A 16,148-nucleotide genomic window follows, 5' to 3' on the forward strand; every position below is an offset into this window, starting at 1 on the left:
GACTAGTGCGGCTGGACGATCCGGACCTCGGGGGGGCTCAGCTCCCAGCTGACCCCGGGGGGCCCCGAGATGTTGAGCGGCACATTCGTCGTGCGGCCCTGCCAGCGATGCTTGAGGTCGACGAAGACCTCCAGGTCCTCGTCGTTCAGCTTGTAGATCGCGGTCTTGGGACCCACGACCGTGACCTCGGCCACGGGAGGATCGGTCCGCAGGGCGAGGGCCTCCGGCGCGTTCCTGACCTTGACCCCGACGGTCATCTTGCGCTTGTCGCTGTCGATCCGGGGGATCAGCCCGACGAACAGCCACAGCGTGATCGCCATCAGGACGGCGATCACCTGCAACCCGCGGTTGCTCTCTTCCTTGGCCCAGAGCGAGAGCATCAGCTTGACTTCCGGAACATGGGCAGCGAGAGGTTCATGGTGCCCGAGCGCGGGGCCTGGTACAGCCCGGAGAGCATCCCGCGCAGGTCGTCCTCGGTCAGGTGCCGCTGCAGCTGGCCCATCTGGGCGACCGAGATGACGCCCGTCTCCTCGGAGACGACCACCGCGAAGGCGTCCGTCGTCTCCGAGAGCCCCAGCGCCGCGCGGTGCCGCGTACCGATGGGGCGCTTCTGGGCGCGCCGGAAGTTCTCGGAAAGGGGCAGCAGGGCGCCCGCCGCGACGATGCGCTCGCCGCGGATGATGACCGCGCCGTCGTGCAGCGGCGAGTTGGGGAAGAAGATCGAGGTCAAGAGGTCCGCCGAGATCAGGCCCTGGATGGTGGTGCCCGTCTCGATGAACTCGTTGAGGCCCGTCTGGCGCTCCAGGATGATGAGGGCGCCGATCTTTCGGGCGCTCAGCATCCGGACCGCCATGACCACCTCATCGACCACCCGGCTGGTGTCGGTCGAGGTCTTGCCGAACAGCTCGGATCGGAAAAGCTCGCCCTGGCCGAGGAGCGACAGGGCGCGGCGCAGCTCGGGCTGGAACACCACCGGGATCGCCACGATGATCATGGTGGCGGCGCTCTGGACGAGCCAGGTGATGGTGTTGAGCTGCAGCGCCCGGCTGAGCAGGTAGGCGACCAAAAGCAGCAAGACGCCGCGCAGCAGCTGGACCGCTCGAGTGCCCTTGATCAGCAGGAAGAGGCGGTACAGGACCGCGCTGACCAGGAGGATGTCGAGCAGGTCCTGCCAGCGGAGGTTGGTGGCGAACTGCTGGAGGATCGCGAGCCAGTAGGCCATCAGCGGCTGCCCCCGAGGCGCGGCGGCAGGCGATCGCGCGCCACCAGGTCTGCGAGCGTCTCGCGCTCGGCCACCACGTCGGCCCGACCGTCGCTGACGAGCACCATGGCGGGCCTGGCCAGGCGGTTGTAGTTGGAGGCCATCGAGTAGCAGTAGGCGCCGGTGCCCCACAGCACGACCAGCTCGCCGGCGGCCATCCTGGGGAGCTTCAGCGAGTCGATCAGGATGTCGCCCGACTCGCAGCACTTGCCCGCGAGGGTGACCGTCTCGTAGCACTCGCCGGTCTGGACGGGATCCGCCGCGTAGCGCGCCCCGTAGGTGATGGGGCGAGGGTTGTCGGGCATGCCGCCGTCCACCGAGAGGTAGGTGCGCACCCCGGGGATGTCCTTGCGGGTGCCCACGGTGTAGACCGTGGCCCCCGCGGTGCCGACGATCGACCGGCCCGGCTCGACCAGGAGCTTGGGCAGCTTGAGGCCCCGCTCGGCGCAGCCCGTCTGGACCCGCTCGGCGATGGCCGCGACTAGCGCCGGGATGGAGGGCGGGTCGTCCTCGCCGGTGTAGGCGATCCCCAGGCCGCCTCCCACGTCGAGCTCCTCGACGCGCAGGCCGTAGGTCTGCTCGACGCGCAAGGCCCAGTCGAGCAGGACGTCCACGTTGAGCAAGAAGGGCTCGATGTCGAAGATCTGCGAGCCGATGTGGGCCTGGAACCCCATGAACTGGAGGTGGTCGCTCGCGACCACGTGGCGCATGGCCTCGTCGAGCTGGTGGGGCAGGTCGAAGCCGAACTTGGTGTCCACGTGCCCGGTGCGAACGTACTCGTGGGTGTGCGCCTCGATGCCGGGCGTCAGGCGCAAGAGCAGCTGGGGGCGCACCCCCATCTCCCTGGAGATGGCGCTGAGCTGGTGGAGCTCGTCCAGGTTGTCGACCATGAAGCGGCCGATCCCCTCTTCGAGGGCGAGGCGCATCTCCTCGGGGCTCTTGTTGCTGCCCTGGAAGTGGATCCGCTCGGGCGGGATCCCCGCCCTGAGGGCGGTGAAGAGCTCGCCGCCCGAGACCACTTCGGTGGCGAGCCCCTCGTCGTGCAGGAGGCGGTTGATCGCCATGTTGCACAGGGCCTTGCTCGCGAACAGGACCTCGAAAGGCCCCGGGTAGTGAGCCTTCAGGGCGTCGAGGTAGGTCCGTGCCGCCGTGCGCAGCGTGTCCTCGTCCATGACGTAGAGGGGGGTCCCGTAGGTGCGCGCCAGCTCGACGAGGTCGCACCCTCCGATCTCCCAGCGACCGTGCGCATTGACGTGCGCGGTCACGGGCCGGATGCGCTGGTTGCAGGCCTGCTCGGCTAGGGGCATGGACCGTCCTTGTTGGGGAGCAATGTGAGCGGGGTCCGATGATTATAACATGCCGCCCCCCCGGAAATCAGCCTCATGCGGGCTTGTGGTATCATGGGGCCTTGCCCGAATCCAGGCGCGCCTCGCGGCCGCTGCCACGCCGAAATCGAAAGCCCATGCGCATCCGAGACATCCTTGCCCACCTCGAAGCCCTGGCCCCGCTCTCATACGCGGCCGGCTGGGACAACTGCGGCATGCAGTTCGGGGACCCCGATCGCCCCTGCACCGGCGTGCTGGTGACGGTGAACCCTTCGCTGGCCGCGGTGGAAGCCGCCGAGCGCGCGGGGGCGAACCTCGTCGTGGCCCACCACCCCCTGCTCTTCAAGGCGACCAAGAACCTCGACACGCGCAGGGAGCCCGGTCGCACCGTCGAGGCCCTCGCGAAGGCCGGCATCGCCTGCTACGCGGCCCACACCAACCTGGACGCCACCGCCTGCAACCATCACCTGGCGACCCTGTTCGGCCTGCCCCTGGACCGCATCCTCCAGGTCGAGGGCACAGAGGCCTGGTACAAGCTCGTCGCATGGGTCCCCACCGAGGCGGCGCCTGCACTGCTCGAGGCCCTCTGGGCGGCGGGCGCCGGCCGGATCGGCCCCTACGATCAGGCGTCCTTCCGCAGCGAGGGGACCGCGACCTTCCGTCCCCTCTCGGGCGCCAAGCCCGCCGTGGGGAGCGTCGGGGAGCGCCACCAGGGCCCCGAGACCCGGGTCGAGGTGCTGGTTCCCGCCAGGGTCCGAGGCGCCGTCCTGCGCGCCCTTCACGAGGCGCACCCCTACGAGGTTCCGGCCTACGACGTGGTGAGGCTCGAGAACGGAGGGGAGCCCTACGGCATCGGCCTCTGGGGCGAGCTTCCGGAGCCCATGACCGTCCAGGCCATCGCCGAGCGGGTCCAGGCTGCAATCAACCCGCGTAGCCTTCGCCTGGTGGGCGATCGCGCGCGCCTCGTGCGCCGGGTCGGAGTCTGCTCGGGCGCCGGCGGGGACCTCTTCGGAGCGGCCCTCGCCCAGGGCGTCGAGCTGTTCATCACCGGCGAGGTCCGCTACCACGCTGCCCTGGAGGCCGAGGCCCAGGGCCTCGCCATGCTCGAGGCGGGACACCAGGCGACCGAACAGCCGGTCGTCGCCTTCGTCGTCGATCACCTTAAGGCCCTCGTGCCAAACACCGTTCCCATCACCGGCTTCGCCGAACCGGAGCCCTTCGAGGTACTGACCAAATGAACTCCCTGCCCGTCGTCGCCATCGTCGGCCGCCCCAACGTGGGCAAATCGACGTTCATAAACCGCCTGGTCGGTAGCCGCGAGGCCATCGTTCACGACATGCCCGGCGTCACCCGCGATCGCCTCTACCTGCGCGCAGACTGGAACGGCCGCGACTTCGTCGTGGTCGACACCGGCGGCATCGTCCCCGGCACGGACGAGGAGCTGCTCCAGTCCGTCGAGAAGCAGGCCATGCTCGCCGTCGAAGAGGCCGACGTCATCGTCTTCGTCGTCGACGGAGAGGTGGGCGTCACCCCGGTCGACGAGGACATCGCCAACCTGCTTCGCACCTCCAAGAAGCCCCTGATCCTCGCGGTCAACAAGCTCGACAACGTCTCCGAGGATCCCAAGGCCAACGAGTTCTACGAGCTCGGCCTGGGCGAGCCGCGCCCCATGTCGTCGATGCACGGCCTGGGCATCGGCGACATGCTCGACGAGATCGTCAACGCCTTCCCCCCCGAGAGCGAGGAGCCGCCCCCCGAGGAGCTGCGCATCGCGCTGATCGGCAAGCCCAACGCCGGCAAGTCCTCCTTGACCAACGCGCTGCTGGGTCACGAGCGCATGATCGTCTCGCCGGTCGCCGGCACCACCCGCGACGCCATCGACACGCGCCTCGAGATCGACGGCAAGCACTACACCCTGGTCGACACCGCAGGCATCCGCAAGAAGGCCAAGGTCGACTACGGCGTCGAGGCGTTCTCGGTCGTGCGCGCCCTCAAGGCCATCGAGCGTGCGGACGTGATCGTCATGATGATCGATGGGGCCGAGGGCGTCTCCGAGCAGGATCAGCGGATCGCGGGCATCGCCGAGGACTCGGGCAAGGGCCTGGTCATCGCGGTCAACAAGTGGGACCTGGTCCCCAAGGACACCCACACCATGCCCGCCTACCGCAAGAAGCTCGAGGAGGAGCTGCGCCACGTCAAGTGGGCCCATGTCATCTTCATCTCGGCGCTCACCGGCCAGCGCGTGCCCCAGGTGCTCGAGGCCGCCGAGGCCGCCGCGGCCGAGAACACCCGCCGCATCACCACCGGCGTCATCAACGAGGTCATGGCCGAGGCGACCGCGATGAACCCGCCGCCGGCGAGCCACGGGCGCCGTCTGCGCATCTACTACGTAACCCAGGTCGCCTCGGCGCCTCCGACCTTCATCAACTACTGCAACGAGCCGAAGCTGGTCACCGAGCACTACAAGCGCTACCTCGAGAACAAGATCCGCGAGGCCTTCGGCTTCGCGGGCACCCCGATCCGCCTGATCTTCCGCCCGCGCCGCGAGAAGCAGGGCTGATGAACGCGCCTGTGGTCGTGGTCGCGAGTGGGGCGCTTGCGACCTTCGTCTTCGGGTCGATCCCCTTCGCCCTGATCATCGGCCGCATCTTCTACGGGATCGACATCCGCGCCCACGGCTCAGGCAACGTGGGCGCGACCAACGTGGTGCGCGTGCTCGGCCGCGCGCCGGGCATCGCCTGCTTCGTGCTGGACTTCCTCAAAGGCTGCCTGCCCGTAGCCATCGCGAGCGCCGCTCACCTGGACTGGTGGGTGCCCCTGCTGTTCGGGGTGCTCGCCATCCTCGGCCACAGCCGCTCGGTCTTCCTCGGCCTCAAGGGGGGCAAGTCGGTGGCCACCGGCGCCGGGGTCATCTTCGCCCTCTCGCCCTGGGTGGGGCTCGCGGTGCTCGGGGTCTGGGCGTCGGTCTTTTTTGCCGGCCGCATCGTCTCGCTGGCCTCGATCGTGGCCGCGGCCTCGCTGCCCCTGTGGATGCTGATCTTCCGGCAAGCCTTGCCCTCCGTCCTCTTCGGCGTCGCGGCCGCCCTCTACATCGTCATCCGTCACCGCTCGAACATCGATCGCCTCCGCAAGGGCCAGGAGCCCCGGATGGCCGCAAGGAAACCATGACCACTTCTTCGACCCCGGGCTTCCGTACCAAGAAGCGCTTCGGCCAGAACTTCCTCAAGGATCCCGCCGTCCCGGCGGCGATCGTCGAGGCCGCCGAGCTCACAAAGGCGGACAAGGTGCTCGAGATCGGCCCGGGCCAGGGTGCCTTGACCCGGGGGCTGCTCGAGGAGGCCGGCGAGGTGGTCGCCGTCGAGATCGACACGCGCCTGACGTCCACCCTGGAAGCCCTACAGGCCGAGCAACCTCACCTTCGCGTGGTGTGGGGGGACTTCCTGGCGACCAGCTTCGCCGAGCTCGGGCTGAGCGAGGCGGGCACCAAGGTCGTCGCCAACATCCCCTACTACATCACCTCGCCCATTCTGCTCAAGCTGCTCCACAGCGAAACCATCGAGCGCGAGCCGCTCGAGTCGGTCGCGGAGTGGCCCGAGCGCATCATCCTGATGGTGCAGGAGGAAGTGGCGCGCCGCCTTCTGGCCAGACCCGGGACCAAGGACTACGGCTCGCTCTCCGTCATCTGCCAGTACGCCGCTGAGATCACGCCGGTGATCCGCGTCCCGCGCAGCTCGTTCGTCCCGCGGCCGCAGGTCGACTCGATGGTCGTCATGCTCAAGCCCCGCAAGGTCGCTCCCATCGACGTGCCGGATCCCCGGCGGTTCTTCCAGGTGGTGCGCGGAGCCTTCGGGCTGCGTCGCAAGACCCTCGTGAACGCTCTCAAGGGGGCGGGATTCGAGCAGGCGAGACTGGAAGCGGCGTTCGCGGCGACGGGGATCGATCCGGCGCGACGCGGTGAGACGCTCAGCCTCGAGGAGTTCGCCGCGCTCTCGCGCGCCCTGCTGTAAGGAAATTCGCTAGGATTCGGGGGGCTGCTTGGGCAAGGAAACGCGCTCGGGCGGCCCCTCGATCGCTTTCTGGCGCTTGGGAGCTTCGCCCAGCTTGATGCGATCGGGCGGTCCGGGCAGCTGGCGCTGGACGGGGATGGGCATGGTCGGCACCCGCTCCGGGGCGGGGGCGGGCAGGCTCTCGCGCACGGGCGGGGTCGCAATCGGCGCCGGGGTGAAGAGCGCGGTGAAGAAGTCTCCGACCGCTCCGCCCACGGCGAAGGGCAGCATGGCGAGCATCAGCCCGATGAGGGTCTGGGAGGCAGGCCAGGCGTGCGCCCCCCAGGCCGCCGGAACCGCGAGGTGGCCAGCGCCGATGATCTCGAACAGGGTCCCCACCCCGAGCACCAGCAGTTGCCCAGCCATCAACGCCTTCCAGCGACGCTTCAGCCCCCCGTGCGGCGCGAGCCGGGCGATCAGCCAGGCTGCGAACGGAAAGGTGATGAGGAAGGGGAAGCTCGGCGAACGCAGGTAGGCGAGGCCTCCCCCGTCGGCGAAGACCGGGACGCCGGCGAGGCCCAGAAGCAGGTAGGCCCCCTGGGCCGCGAACGCTCCGACGGGACCCAGGAAGGTACCAGCAGCCCCCAGCGCCATGGCCTGGGCGGATGTGGTATACAGACCGATGCTGAGGGCGCCAAAGGACCACGCCCTCATCGCGTTCGGCAGGTGCACCTCGCCGAACACCGCGTACGGCAAGGGAACCGCGACGTAGGTGCCGAGGGCGGTCAGGCTTGCGAATAAGGCCGTGCGGAGCAGCTTGAGCAACAGGCATCCCCTGCGGTGTAGGCAGCGATCACCGCAATTGTAGCCCATCGAGAGAGGGTTGGAAACCAATGCCGTCCGGACGGACCCACGATCGCATCACCTACCTCTTCGCCTTGCCCGCCGCATGGGCCGCCTACGCCTACGCCGGATCCCTGGTCCATGCGCTGCTCGCGGCGGCCGGGGTGCTGTTCGGCGGGCTCATGTTCGGGCCCGACCTGGACGTGAAGAGCGTCCAGTACTACCGCTGGGGGCCCCTGCGCTGGATCTGGTGGCCCTACCAGCGCATGTTCCGCCACCGATCCGTCTGGACCCACGGCGTGATCGCGAGCCTTGCCGTGCGGCTCGCCTACTTCACCCTGGTGGTGGCCGTGGCCGGAGCGATCGCCTACGCGCTCTTCGCCACCTACGTCCCGGGGCTCGACCTGCAGGGGATCCTCCCCCGGGATCTCTCGGGCGTAAGGCGCACGGATCCCGTCGGCCTCGGCGTGGCGCTCGCGGGGATCTGGCTCGGCGGGGCCCTTCACACCTGGGCGGACGTCAGCGTCTCGCTAGCGCGGCGCGCGTTCGGAAGGCGCCGAAGGCGGCGCTGAAGCCGCCCATCCGGTACCGCGGCGATCGGCTCGTAAGTTTGACATTGCCTAGGTCGCTGCCTATACTGCTAAAGACTTTTTAGGCTCGTTTTCGAGCGTTCTTAGTCCACTTCATCCCGGTCGGTCGCAGCCTGTACCCACCCGTCACCGGCGTGAGGCCTGACATCCTTTAGGAGGCGAATCGTTGAGCCCTAGGAAACTCCTGCTCCTGGTCGTGGTGCTCCTCACCCTCGGGGCGCTCTACGTGATCCAGGACGAGAAGCAATTCCCGACCAAGTACGGCCTGGACATCCAGGGCGGCATGCACCTTGTCCTCGAGGCAAAGGACACCGAGAAGATCAAGGTCACCCCCGAGGTCATGCAGAGCGTGATCGCCGTCGTGCGCAATCGGGTGGACGCCACCGGCGTCAACGAGCCCGTCATCCAGCGCAAGGGCGATCGCCAGGTCGTCGTCGAGCTCGCCGGCGTCAAGGACCCCGACGCGGCCCGCGAGCTGCTGGGCAAGACGGCCCACCTCACGTTCTGGGAGCTGCCCGCCGGCGTCCAGGCGCCCATGACGGCCAGCGGCAGCCAGCCTGCCTGGGTCAAGACCCCGCTGGACGGCGCGATGCTCACCGAGGCCAAGGCCGAGCCCAGCCCGCAGGGCGGCTGGCAGATCGCCATCAAGTTCAACAGCGAGGGTGCCAAGCTCTTCGGCGAGATCTCGAGCCGCAACGTCGGCAAGCCCGTCGCCATCCGGCTCGACGACACCGAGGTCTCGGCCCCGCGCATCGAGGGCCCCATCCTCGGCGGCTCGGCCCAGATCACCGGCAGCTTCGACGCCAAGTCGGCGCAGATGCTCGCCGTCCAGCTCAAGGCGGGCTCGCTGCCCGTGCCCCTCGAGGAGGTCGAGACCCGCACCGTCGGCCCGACCCTCGGCCAGGACACCGTCAAGGCCTCGGTGACCGCCGGCATCATCGGCTTCGCTCTGGTCGCCCTGTTCATGCTCGCCTACTATCGCCTGCCCGGCCTGGTCGCGGACATCAGCCTCGCGATCTACGCGGTGCTGGTCTTCGCCATCTTCAAGCTGATCCCCGTCACCCTGACGGTGCCCGGCATCGCGGGCTTCATCCTCTCGATCGGCATGGCGGTCGACGCCAACGTGCTCATCTTCGAGCGCACCAAGGAGGAGCTCAAGAACGGCCGCGGCCTCTACTCGGCCATCGAGATCGGCTTCAAGCGAGCCTTCACCTCGATCTTCGACTCCAACTCGACCACCCTGCTCACCTGCGCCATCCTCTACTACTTCGGAAGCGGCCTGGTTCGCGGCTTCGCGCTCACGCTCGCCATCGGCGTCATCGTGTCGCTCTTCACCGCGATCACCGTCAGCCGCGCCCTCCTGCACGCCCTGCTCGAAGGCGGCGGCAAGGGGCTGAAGTCGCCGGTCTACTTCGGCGTCAAGCTGCCTGAGACCGCCACGAAGAAGGCTAGCTAGGAGGAACCATGGCAACCAACGAGAACATCCAGACGGAAAAGCACGCCCTCGACGTCATGGGCCACAAGGGCCTCTGGTTCGGCGTCTCCATCGCCATCCTGATCCCCTGCATCATCGCGATCGCCATCTGCTTCCAGCGCTTCGGAGCGCCGGTCAAGCTCGGCATCGACTTCACCGGCGGCACGCTCATGGAGGTCACCTTCGACCAGCCCGAGAAGATCGAGGCCGTGCGCGGGGTCTTCGAGAAGCAGGCCATCGAGCCGCACATCACCGCCGCGACCGACGAGAAGACGTTCAGCATCCGCACCCCCTACCTCGACAAGGACAAGTCCCTGTCGCTGAAGGAAGACCTTCGCAAGGTCGGTAGCTTCAACGAGCCGCACTTCCGGCTCGAGTCGGTCGGTCCCACCATCGGCAAGGAGCTGCTGCGCAACGCCGCCATGGCGCTTGGCTTCGGCATCCTCGGCATCCTGCTGTACATCACCTTCCGCTACCAGTTCGACTTCGCCCTCTCGGCCATCATCGCCATGGTCCACGACGGCGTCATCATGCTCGGCACCTTCGCCATCTTCAGCCTGGTGCTCGGCGCCGAGGCCGACGGTCTTTTGGTGGTCGCGATCCTGACGATCATGGGCTTCTCGGTCCACGACACCATCGTCATCTTCGACCGCTTCCGGGAGAACCTCAAGTTTGCCAAGAAGGGCGACACCTTCGGCCAGATCGCCAACGCCAGCGTCAACCAGACCCTGGCGCGCTCCATCAACACCTCGCTGACCCTGGTGCTGACGCTGCTGCCCCTGGTGATCCTCGGCGGCCACACCATCTTCTTCTTCACCCTGACCATGCTGATCGGCGTGGTGATCGGCGCCTACTCGTCGATCTTCAACGCCGGCCCCATCCTCGTGCTCCTGCGCGAGCGGGGCAACAAGCCCAACGGCGCCCAGACCGCGGCCAAGACCACGGCCTAGCCACCGTCGCTTTTCAGCCCCTCGCCCCTCCGGGCGAGGGGCTTTCGCTTGCCGATATCGCTTAACCGCGTTAATATTTATCCATTGGAATCACCGACATAGGAGGCCTCTCCCGCCATGGCAACGGCAGAACAAGTCATCAAAGCCCTCTCGACGGTCAACGACCCCGAGCTTCACAAGGACCTCGTCACGCTCAAGATGATCGACGAGGTGGAGGTCGAGGGCGGCGTCGCGCGCTTCAAGGTCATCCTCACCACCCCGGCATGCCCGCTCAAGGGCAAGATCGAGGCCGACTGCGTCGAGGCGGTCAAGCGCCTGGTCCCTGGCATCACCGACGTGGAGATCACATGGGGCGCGAGCGTGCCCGTCTCCCTCCAGCCCTCGGCCGTGCCCGGCATCAAGCATGCGATCGCCATCGGCTCGGGCAAGGGGGGGGTCGGCAAGTCGACCGTGACCCTCAACCTCGCCCTGGCCCTCGCCGAGACCGGCGCCAAGGTCGGCGTGCTGGATGCGGACATCTACGGCCCGTCGATCCCCCTGATGATGGGCGTCAACGAGAAGCCCTACATCTTGGACGGCAAGATCCTGCCCCTCGAGAAGTACGGCATCAAGCTGATGTCAATGGGCTTCTTGCTCAAGAGCCCCGAGGACCCCGTGATCTGGCGCGGGCCCATGCTCGCGGGGGTGCTCCAGCAGTTCGTGCGCGACGTCAGCTGGGGCGACCTCGACTACCTCCTGATCGACCTGCCCCCCGGCACCGGCGACGTGCCCCTGAGCCTCAGCCAGCAGATCCCGCTGTCCGGGGTGGCCATCGTCATCACCCCCCAGCCGGTGGCCCAGCAGATCGGCATGAAGAGCCTCAGGATGTTCCAGCAGCTGCCCGCGCAGGTGCCCATCCTCGGGATCATCGAGAACATGAGCACCTTCGTCTGCCCCAACTGCGACCATTCGACCCCCATCTTCTCGACCGGCGGCGGCGCCCGGACCAGCGAGCTCACGAGCCTGCCCCTGCTCGGCGAGATCCCGCTCGATCCCAAGATCCGCGCGGGCGGGGACGAGGGCAAGCCGGTGTTCGTCGCCGAGCCCCAGTCGCCCCAGGCCGAGGCCTTCCGTACGATCGCCCGCCACATGGCCGGCCAGGTCTCGGTCCGCCACTTCGCGCGGCTCGAGCTGCCGGTGCTCGGCTAGCCTCGAGGATCGACGCCCATGAAAGACCTGCTGCTGCGTGACGCCGAGACGCTTTTCGCCCTGTTCGGCGATCTGGTCCACCAGGTGCTCGTGACCGAGCGCCTGGGCGAGGTCTCCGACCACGACATCACGCACGCGCAGGTCGAGGCGATCCAGTTCCTGTCGCGCCACGACCCCAACTGCGTGGGGGATCTGGCCTCGGGCCTCGGCATCAGCTACCCGGCCGCCACCAAGGCCGTGGACAGGCTGGTGCTCAAGGGCCTCGTCACCCGGCGCGAGGGCGAGCGCGATCGCCGCCAGTCGGAGCTCGCCCTCACCCCCGAGGGCAAGGAGCTGGTCGAGGCCCTCAAGGTCGCGCGCCGCGAGCGCCTCGAGGCGATCCTTTCGCGCATGTCCGCCGAGGACCAGAAGGCCATGCTGCGCGGCCTCAAGGGCTTCATCACGGCGACCTTCATGACCGACAAGGCCCTCATCGCCGGGACCTGCCAGCGCTGCGGGGACGATTGCTTCAAGGACTGCGTCGTCAACCAGTCCCATCTCGCCTTTCTGGGGACCGAGATCGAGCGCACTTGACTTTACGCTGCTTGCTCGGCAGGGTACAATCGACCCGGAACCAAGGGCCATCGGTCGTTTCAGCCGATTCTTGCCCGCTGCAGGGAAGGGACGATGCAGCCAGACCTCATCATCATCAGCAACGGCCCTGGCGAGGTCTCGACCTGGGTCAGGCCCGTCGCGCGCCAGCTTCGCGGCGCCATGCCCGAGGCGCGCATCACCGTCGCCCTGGTGCCCTGCCCCCACGCGAGCGGTGAAGAGCGCCGCACCATCGAGGGCTGGGGCCTCGGGATCCGCGTCTGGGATCCCACCGAGTCCGTGCGTTACCTGCTCGGCGGTCGTCTGCCTTCCACCGAGCCGCTGCGCGAGAAGGGCGTCGTCCTGTTCCTTGGCGGCGACCAGGCCTTCGGGGTCATGATGAGCGGCCGCACCGGTTTTCCGCTCATCACCTACACCGAGACGACCGGCCGCTGGGCGCCCTGGGTGGCGCGCTTCCTGGTGAGCGATCGCGACGTGTACCTCGCCATGCGCGCCAAGCGGATCGATCCGCGAAAGATCACCCTGGCCGGCAACCTGATGGTCGACGCGGTGCGTCCCCAGTACGACCCCCACGAGATCCGCGCCAGGCTGGACCTCTCGGCGGACGCCCCGGTCGTGGGCCTCTTGCCCGGCAGCAAGCCCTTCAAGGTCAAGTACATCACCCCTCTGCTGCTCAAGGCGGCGGATCTGCTCTACGAGAACGATCCCTCGATCCAGTTCGTGCTGCACCAGTCCCCTTTCACGCCGCTCTCGCAGCTCCAGGAGGCGCTCGACGACGAGCGGCTCCACCGGGTCACGAGCGGGTGCGGCGGACGCCTGGTTCAAACGAGCGAGGGCCCGACGATCCTCACCCCCGGCGGGGCGAGCGTCCGGATCATCGGCCCCGAGCACCACTACTCGGGCATGGCAGTGGCGGACCTCGCCCTGACGGTGCCCGGCACCAACACCGCAGAGCTTGCGATCCTCGGGGTTCCGATGATCGTGCTCTTGCCCCTCAACAAGCCCGAGGAGATCCCGCTCGACGGCCTCGCCGGCCAGATCGGCAACCTGCCGCTCGTCGGCAAGCCGCTCAAGCGCGCCGTGGTGCTCGCGCTCGCCAAGGGCCTCAAGTTCGCGGCCCTTCCCAACCAGCGGGCCGGAAGCGCCATCACCCCGGAGCTCGTGGGCGTCATCGCCCCCGAGGAGGTGGCCGCCCTCGCCGAGGCCATCCTGACCGATCCCGAGCGCAGCCGTGCCATCCGCCTGGCCCTTCACCAGGCCATGGGAGAGCCCGGGGCTGCCGCCCAGACGGTGGAGGCCATCCGGGAGGTGCTGGCCCGAGCCGATCACGACCTCGCAGGCGCGATCCCCCCTGCCGTCCCGACGCGACCGGACGCCGAGGCATGACGCGCCGCGCCTTCCCCGGCCTCTGGGGCCGCCTGATTCCGTACGTCCGGCCCTACTGGCCCCTCATCCTGGGAGGGATCGCGGCCATCGTCCTGACCTCGCTCTCGACGCTCGCGAGCATCTCGGTGGCGCGCCAGGCGGCCGAGACCTTCGCCGCTCTCAGCCTCGACAAGCTCAACGCGCTGGTCCTCGCCCTGATCGCGGTCTACACCGGCAAGAGCCTCTTCACCTGGCTGGCCAACCTCGCCTCGGCATCCATGGCCCTGCATGCGATCGCGGATCTGCGCACGGCCCTGTTCGAGCGGCTTCAGGCGCAGAGCCTCGCCTACTTCGAGCGGCGGGCCTCGGGGGACCTCGCGGCGCGGCTGGTCAGCGACGTGAATCTCCTGAAGGACGCCCTGGTGGTCGCCACGGCCGAGCTGGTGCCCAGCCTGATCATCGTGGTCTGCGCCATCTCCTACCTCTTCGTCCTCAACTGGCACCTTGCGGCGCTCGCGGTCCTCGGCATGCCCCTGGTGGGCTGGGCGATCGGCATGTTCTCCCACCGGCTGCGCGACTGGTCCGCGACCGCCCAGGGCCGGGTCGGCGACATGCTCGCCTACCTGAACGAGCGCCTCTCCAACGTGCTCCTGGTCAAGAGCTTCGGCCAGGAGGGGCACGAGGCGGCGCGCTTCGCGTCGTTCAACCGCGACCACCTGCTCGCCACCCTGCGCGGCGCCCAGGTGCAGGCCCTCCAGACCCCGGTGGTCGGCTTCCTCCAGATCCTGGCCATCGGCGCGGTGTTCTGGATGGGCGGCTGGGAGATCCTCAACCACCAGCTCACCGTCCCAGACCTGCTCGCCTTCGCGGCGGCGGTCGGGGTCTGCATCGACCCGGTGCTGGTGGTCTCCAACGCGGTCGGCAAGATCCAGCAGGCCGCGGGCGCCCTCGATCGCATCTTCGAGGTGATGGACGCGCCCGCGGCCCTCGAGGACGGTCCCGGCGCGCGCACCCTGCCTCACCTTCACGGCGACATCGTCTTCGACCGGGTCGTCTTCGCCTACGACGGCATGTTGCCGGTGCTCTCGGGCCTCGAGCTCAGGGTGGAGGCCGGTTCGGTGGTCGCCCTGGTGGGCCCCAGCGGCAGCGGCAAGACGACGGTCACCAAGCTGCTGCAGCGCTTCTACGATCCGCAGGCGGGCAGCGTCACCCTCGATGGCGTCGATCTGCGCGAGCTGCGCAGCGGCTGGCTAAGGCAGCAAGTGGGCTACGTCTCCCAGGAGTCGGCCCTCTTCTCGGGGAGCATCGCCGACAACATCCGATACGGCAAGCTTGACGCCACCGACGCCGAGATCGCGGCCGCGGCCCGCGCCGCCAACGCCCACGCCTTCATCTCCGCCTTCCCCGACGGCTACGAGACCCGGGTAGGGGAGCGCGGAGCGTCGCTCTCGGGCGGCCAGCGCCAGCGCATCGCCATCGCGCGCGCGCTCTTGAGGGATCCGCGCCTCTTGATCCTCGACGAGGCGACCTCGGCGCTCGACACCGAGTCCGAGGCCCAGGTCCAGGAAGCCCTCGAGCGCCTCATGCAGGGGCGCACGACCCTGATCGTCGCGCACCGCCTCTCGACCATCCAGAAGGCGGACCGCATCGTGACCCTCGCCGAGGGGCGGGTCCTGGAGCAGGGCTCCCACGCCGATCTGCTCGCCCAAGGCGGCCTTTACTCCAAGTGGTATGACCATCAGACCAGCGCCCGGTAAGCGCTTCCCCTCGTGGGGATCGCTCTTGCTGCTGCTCGCTGCGATCATGGGCTTCATGGTCCTGTGGGGCCTGCTGCTGAAGGGAGTTTTCCACCTCGAGTGGGCGGCCCTGGCGCAGCTGGATGGCCTGCCCCAGCAGGTGAAGGACACCTATTCCATCGGCCTCTACCTGGCGCTGCTCGTCCTGACCGCTTGCTTTTGGCTGGTCTGGGAAGGCCGCCTGCCCCTAGATCTGGGGCTTCGCTTCTCTCGCAGGGCCTTTCTGGAAGGCCTGCTGCTGGGAGGCGGCGGGATCGCCGCGGTTTACGCCCTCGGCCTCGTCCTCGGCTGGACGCATTACCGGCCGCCCGCCCAGTGGCCCCCTTCGATCATCGCGTCGGCGCTGATTGCCGGGGCGGGCTTCGCGGTCGTCGAGGAGATCGTCTTTCGCGGCGTGCTGCTGCAGACCCTGCTCAGGGACCGACGCCCGGCCACCGCTCTTGCGCTGAGCGCGGCGGTGTTCGCGAGCGTGCACTTCATCAGGCCGGGGCTGCGCCCGGTCGATAGCATCGTGCCGTTTTTCGGCCTCTTCATGACCGGGCTCATCCTGGCTTACACCGCCTACCGCCGCAGGACCCTGGTGACGGGCATCGTGATGCACGGGCTCTGGGTCTGTTTCATCACCCTCTCGAGCCGCCTGAACCTCTGGGACTACGCCGCGAACCGGCTCGTCTGGACGGGCTACGGACACCCCATCTCGGGACTGTTGATGAGCCTTGTCTTGCTCAGCTTCCTCGCCGCGATGATCTACATGGACAGGCGCCAGACGAGCCGCTGAG

Annotated in this window: 16 protein-coding genes; 12 read left to right on the forward strand and 4 right to left on the reverse strand. The window is 68.3% G+C overall.

Annotated elements, in window-relative coordinates; genetic code table 11:
* Window positions 1-2: 2 nt before the first annotated feature.
* Genes V6D00_14240 through lysA form a run of 3 tightly spaced genes read right to left on the reverse strand, consistent with a single transcriptional unit; the run spans window position 3 to window position 2,568 of the window.
* A complete protein-coding gene (locus V6D00_14240; GenBank protein ID HEY9900330.1) occupies window positions 3-380 on the reverse strand; it encodes a CdaR family protein in 378 nt (125 codons plus the stop codon).
* The gene (gene cdaA / locus V6D00_14245) at window positions 380-1,222 is read right to left on the reverse strand and encodes a diadenylate cyclase CdaA (GenBank protein HEY9900331.1); all 843 of its coding nucleotides are present in this window, start codon (window positions 1,220-1,222) and stop codon (window positions 380-382) included. The genes V6D00_14240 and cdaA overlap by 1 nt, the downstream gene beginning before the upstream one ends.
* Window positions 1,222-2,568: a diaminopimelate decarboxylase gene (lysA, locus tag V6D00_14250; protein ID HEY9900332.1), complete on the reverse strand. Its 1,347-nt coding sequence runs from the start codon at window positions 2,566-2,568 to the stop codon at window positions 1,222-1,224. The genes cdaA and lysA overlap by 1 nt, the downstream gene beginning before the upstream one ends.
* Before the next feature lie 155 nt (window positions 2,569-2,723).
* Here lysA and V6D00_14255 point away from each other — a divergent pair, with 155 nt between their 5' ends.
* From V6D00_14255 to rsmA, 4 genes are read left to right on the forward strand one after another with little or no spacing between them, the layout of a single operon-like run.
* The gene (locus V6D00_14255) at window positions 2,724-3,824 is read left to right on the forward strand and encodes a Nif3-like dinuclear metal center hexameric protein (protein ID HEY9900333.1); all 1,101 of its coding nucleotides are present in this window, start codon (window positions 2,724-2,726) and stop codon (window positions 3,822-3,824) included.
* The gene (gene der, locus V6D00_14260; GenBank protein ID HEY9900334.1) at window positions 3,821-5,146 is read left to right on the forward strand and encodes a ribosome biogenesis GTPase Der; all 1,326 of its coding nucleotides are present in this window, start codon (window positions 3,821-3,823) and stop codon (window positions 5,144-5,146) included. Before V6D00_14255 ends, der begins: the two co-directional genes overlap by 4 nt.
* The gene (gene plsY / locus V6D00_14265; GenBank protein ID HEY9900335.1) at window positions 5,146-5,754 is read left to right on the forward strand and encodes a glycerol-3-phosphate 1-O-acyltransferase PlsY; all 609 of its coding nucleotides are present in this window, start codon (window positions 5,146-5,148) and stop codon (window positions 5,752-5,754) included. The genes der and plsY overlap by 1 nt, the downstream gene beginning before the upstream one ends.
* On the forward strand, window positions 5,751-6,593 hold the full coding sequence (rsmA, locus tag V6D00_14270) for a 16S rRNA (adenine(1518)-N(6)/adenine(1519)-N(6))-dimethyltransferase RsmA (protein HEY9900336.1): 843 nt from the start codon (window positions 5,751-5,753) through the stop codon (window positions 6,591-6,593). Before plsY ends, rsmA begins: the two co-directional genes overlap by 4 nt.
* Window positions 6,594-6,602: 9 nt before the next feature.
* On the opposite strand, the gene V6D00_14275 is transcribed toward rsmA, so the two are convergent.
* On the reverse strand, window positions 6,603-7,397 hold the full coding sequence (locus V6D00_14275) for a biotin transporter BioY (protein ID HEY9900337.1): 795 nt from the start codon (window positions 7,395-7,397) through the stop codon (window positions 6,603-6,605).
* Window positions 7,398-7,465: 68 nt separating this feature from the next.
* On the opposite strand from V6D00_14275, the gene V6D00_14280 reads away from it, so the two are divergent.
* The 8 genes from V6D00_14280 to V6D00_14315 all read left to right on the forward strand — a co-directional run bounded on the left by V6D00_14280 (window position 7,466) and on the right by V6D00_14315 (window position 16,147).
* The gene (locus V6D00_14280; GenBank protein ID HEY9900338.1) at window positions 7,466-7,987 is read left to right on the forward strand and encodes a metal-binding protein; all 522 of its coding nucleotides are present in this window, start codon (window positions 7,466-7,468) and stop codon (window positions 7,985-7,987) included.
* Between the two features lie 184 nt (window positions 7,988-8,171).
* Window positions 8,172-9,461: a protein translocase subunit SecD gene (gene secD / locus V6D00_14285; protein HEY9900339.1), complete on the forward strand. Its 1,290-nt coding sequence runs from the start codon at window positions 8,172-8,174 to the stop codon at window positions 9,459-9,461.
* 8 nt (window positions 9,462-9,469) lie between these two features.
* A complete protein-coding gene (secF, locus tag V6D00_14290; protein HEY9900340.1) occupies window positions 9,470-10,429 on the forward strand; it encodes a protein translocase subunit SecF in 960 nt (319 codons plus the stop codon).
* Window positions 10,430-10,546: 117 nt separating this feature from the next.
* Window positions 10,547-11,617: an Mrp/NBP35 family ATP-binding protein gene (locus V6D00_14295; GenBank protein ID HEY9900341.1), complete on the forward strand. Its 1,071-nt coding sequence runs from the start codon at window positions 10,547-10,549 to the stop codon at window positions 11,615-11,617.
* Window positions 11,618-11,635: 18 nt separating this feature from the next.
* A complete protein-coding gene (locus V6D00_14300) occupies window positions 11,636-12,190 on the forward strand; it encodes a MarR family transcriptional regulator (GenBank protein ID HEY9900342.1) in 555 nt (184 codons plus the stop codon).
* 93 nt (window positions 12,191-12,283) lie between these two features.
* Window positions 12,284-13,594 carry a hypothetical protein gene (locus V6D00_14305; protein HEY9900343.1) on the forward strand — a complete coding sequence of 437 codons (1,311 nt, stop codon included), beginning with the start codon at window positions 12,284-12,286 and terminating at the stop codon, window positions 13,592-13,594.
* Window positions 13,591-15,330, forward strand: a complete 1,740-nt coding sequence (locus V6D00_14310; GenBank protein HEY9900344.1) for an ABC transporter ATP-binding protein — start codon at window positions 13,591-13,593, stop codon at window positions 15,328-15,330. The genes V6D00_14305 and V6D00_14310 overlap by 4 nt, the downstream gene beginning before the upstream one ends.
* A complete protein-coding gene (locus tag V6D00_14315; protein ID HEY9900345.1) occupies window positions 15,305-16,147 on the forward strand; it encodes a CPBP family intramembrane glutamic endopeptidase in 843 nt (280 codons plus the stop codon). The genes V6D00_14310 and V6D00_14315 overlap by 26 nt, the downstream gene beginning before the upstream one ends.
* The last annotated feature ends 1 nt before the right edge of the window (window position 16,148 follow it).

Origin of the sequence: Pantanalinema sp. (assembly GCA_036704125.1) — a bacterium.
Lineage (GTDB): Bacteria > Cyanobacteriota > Sericytochromatia > S15B-MN24 > UBA4093 > JAGIBK01.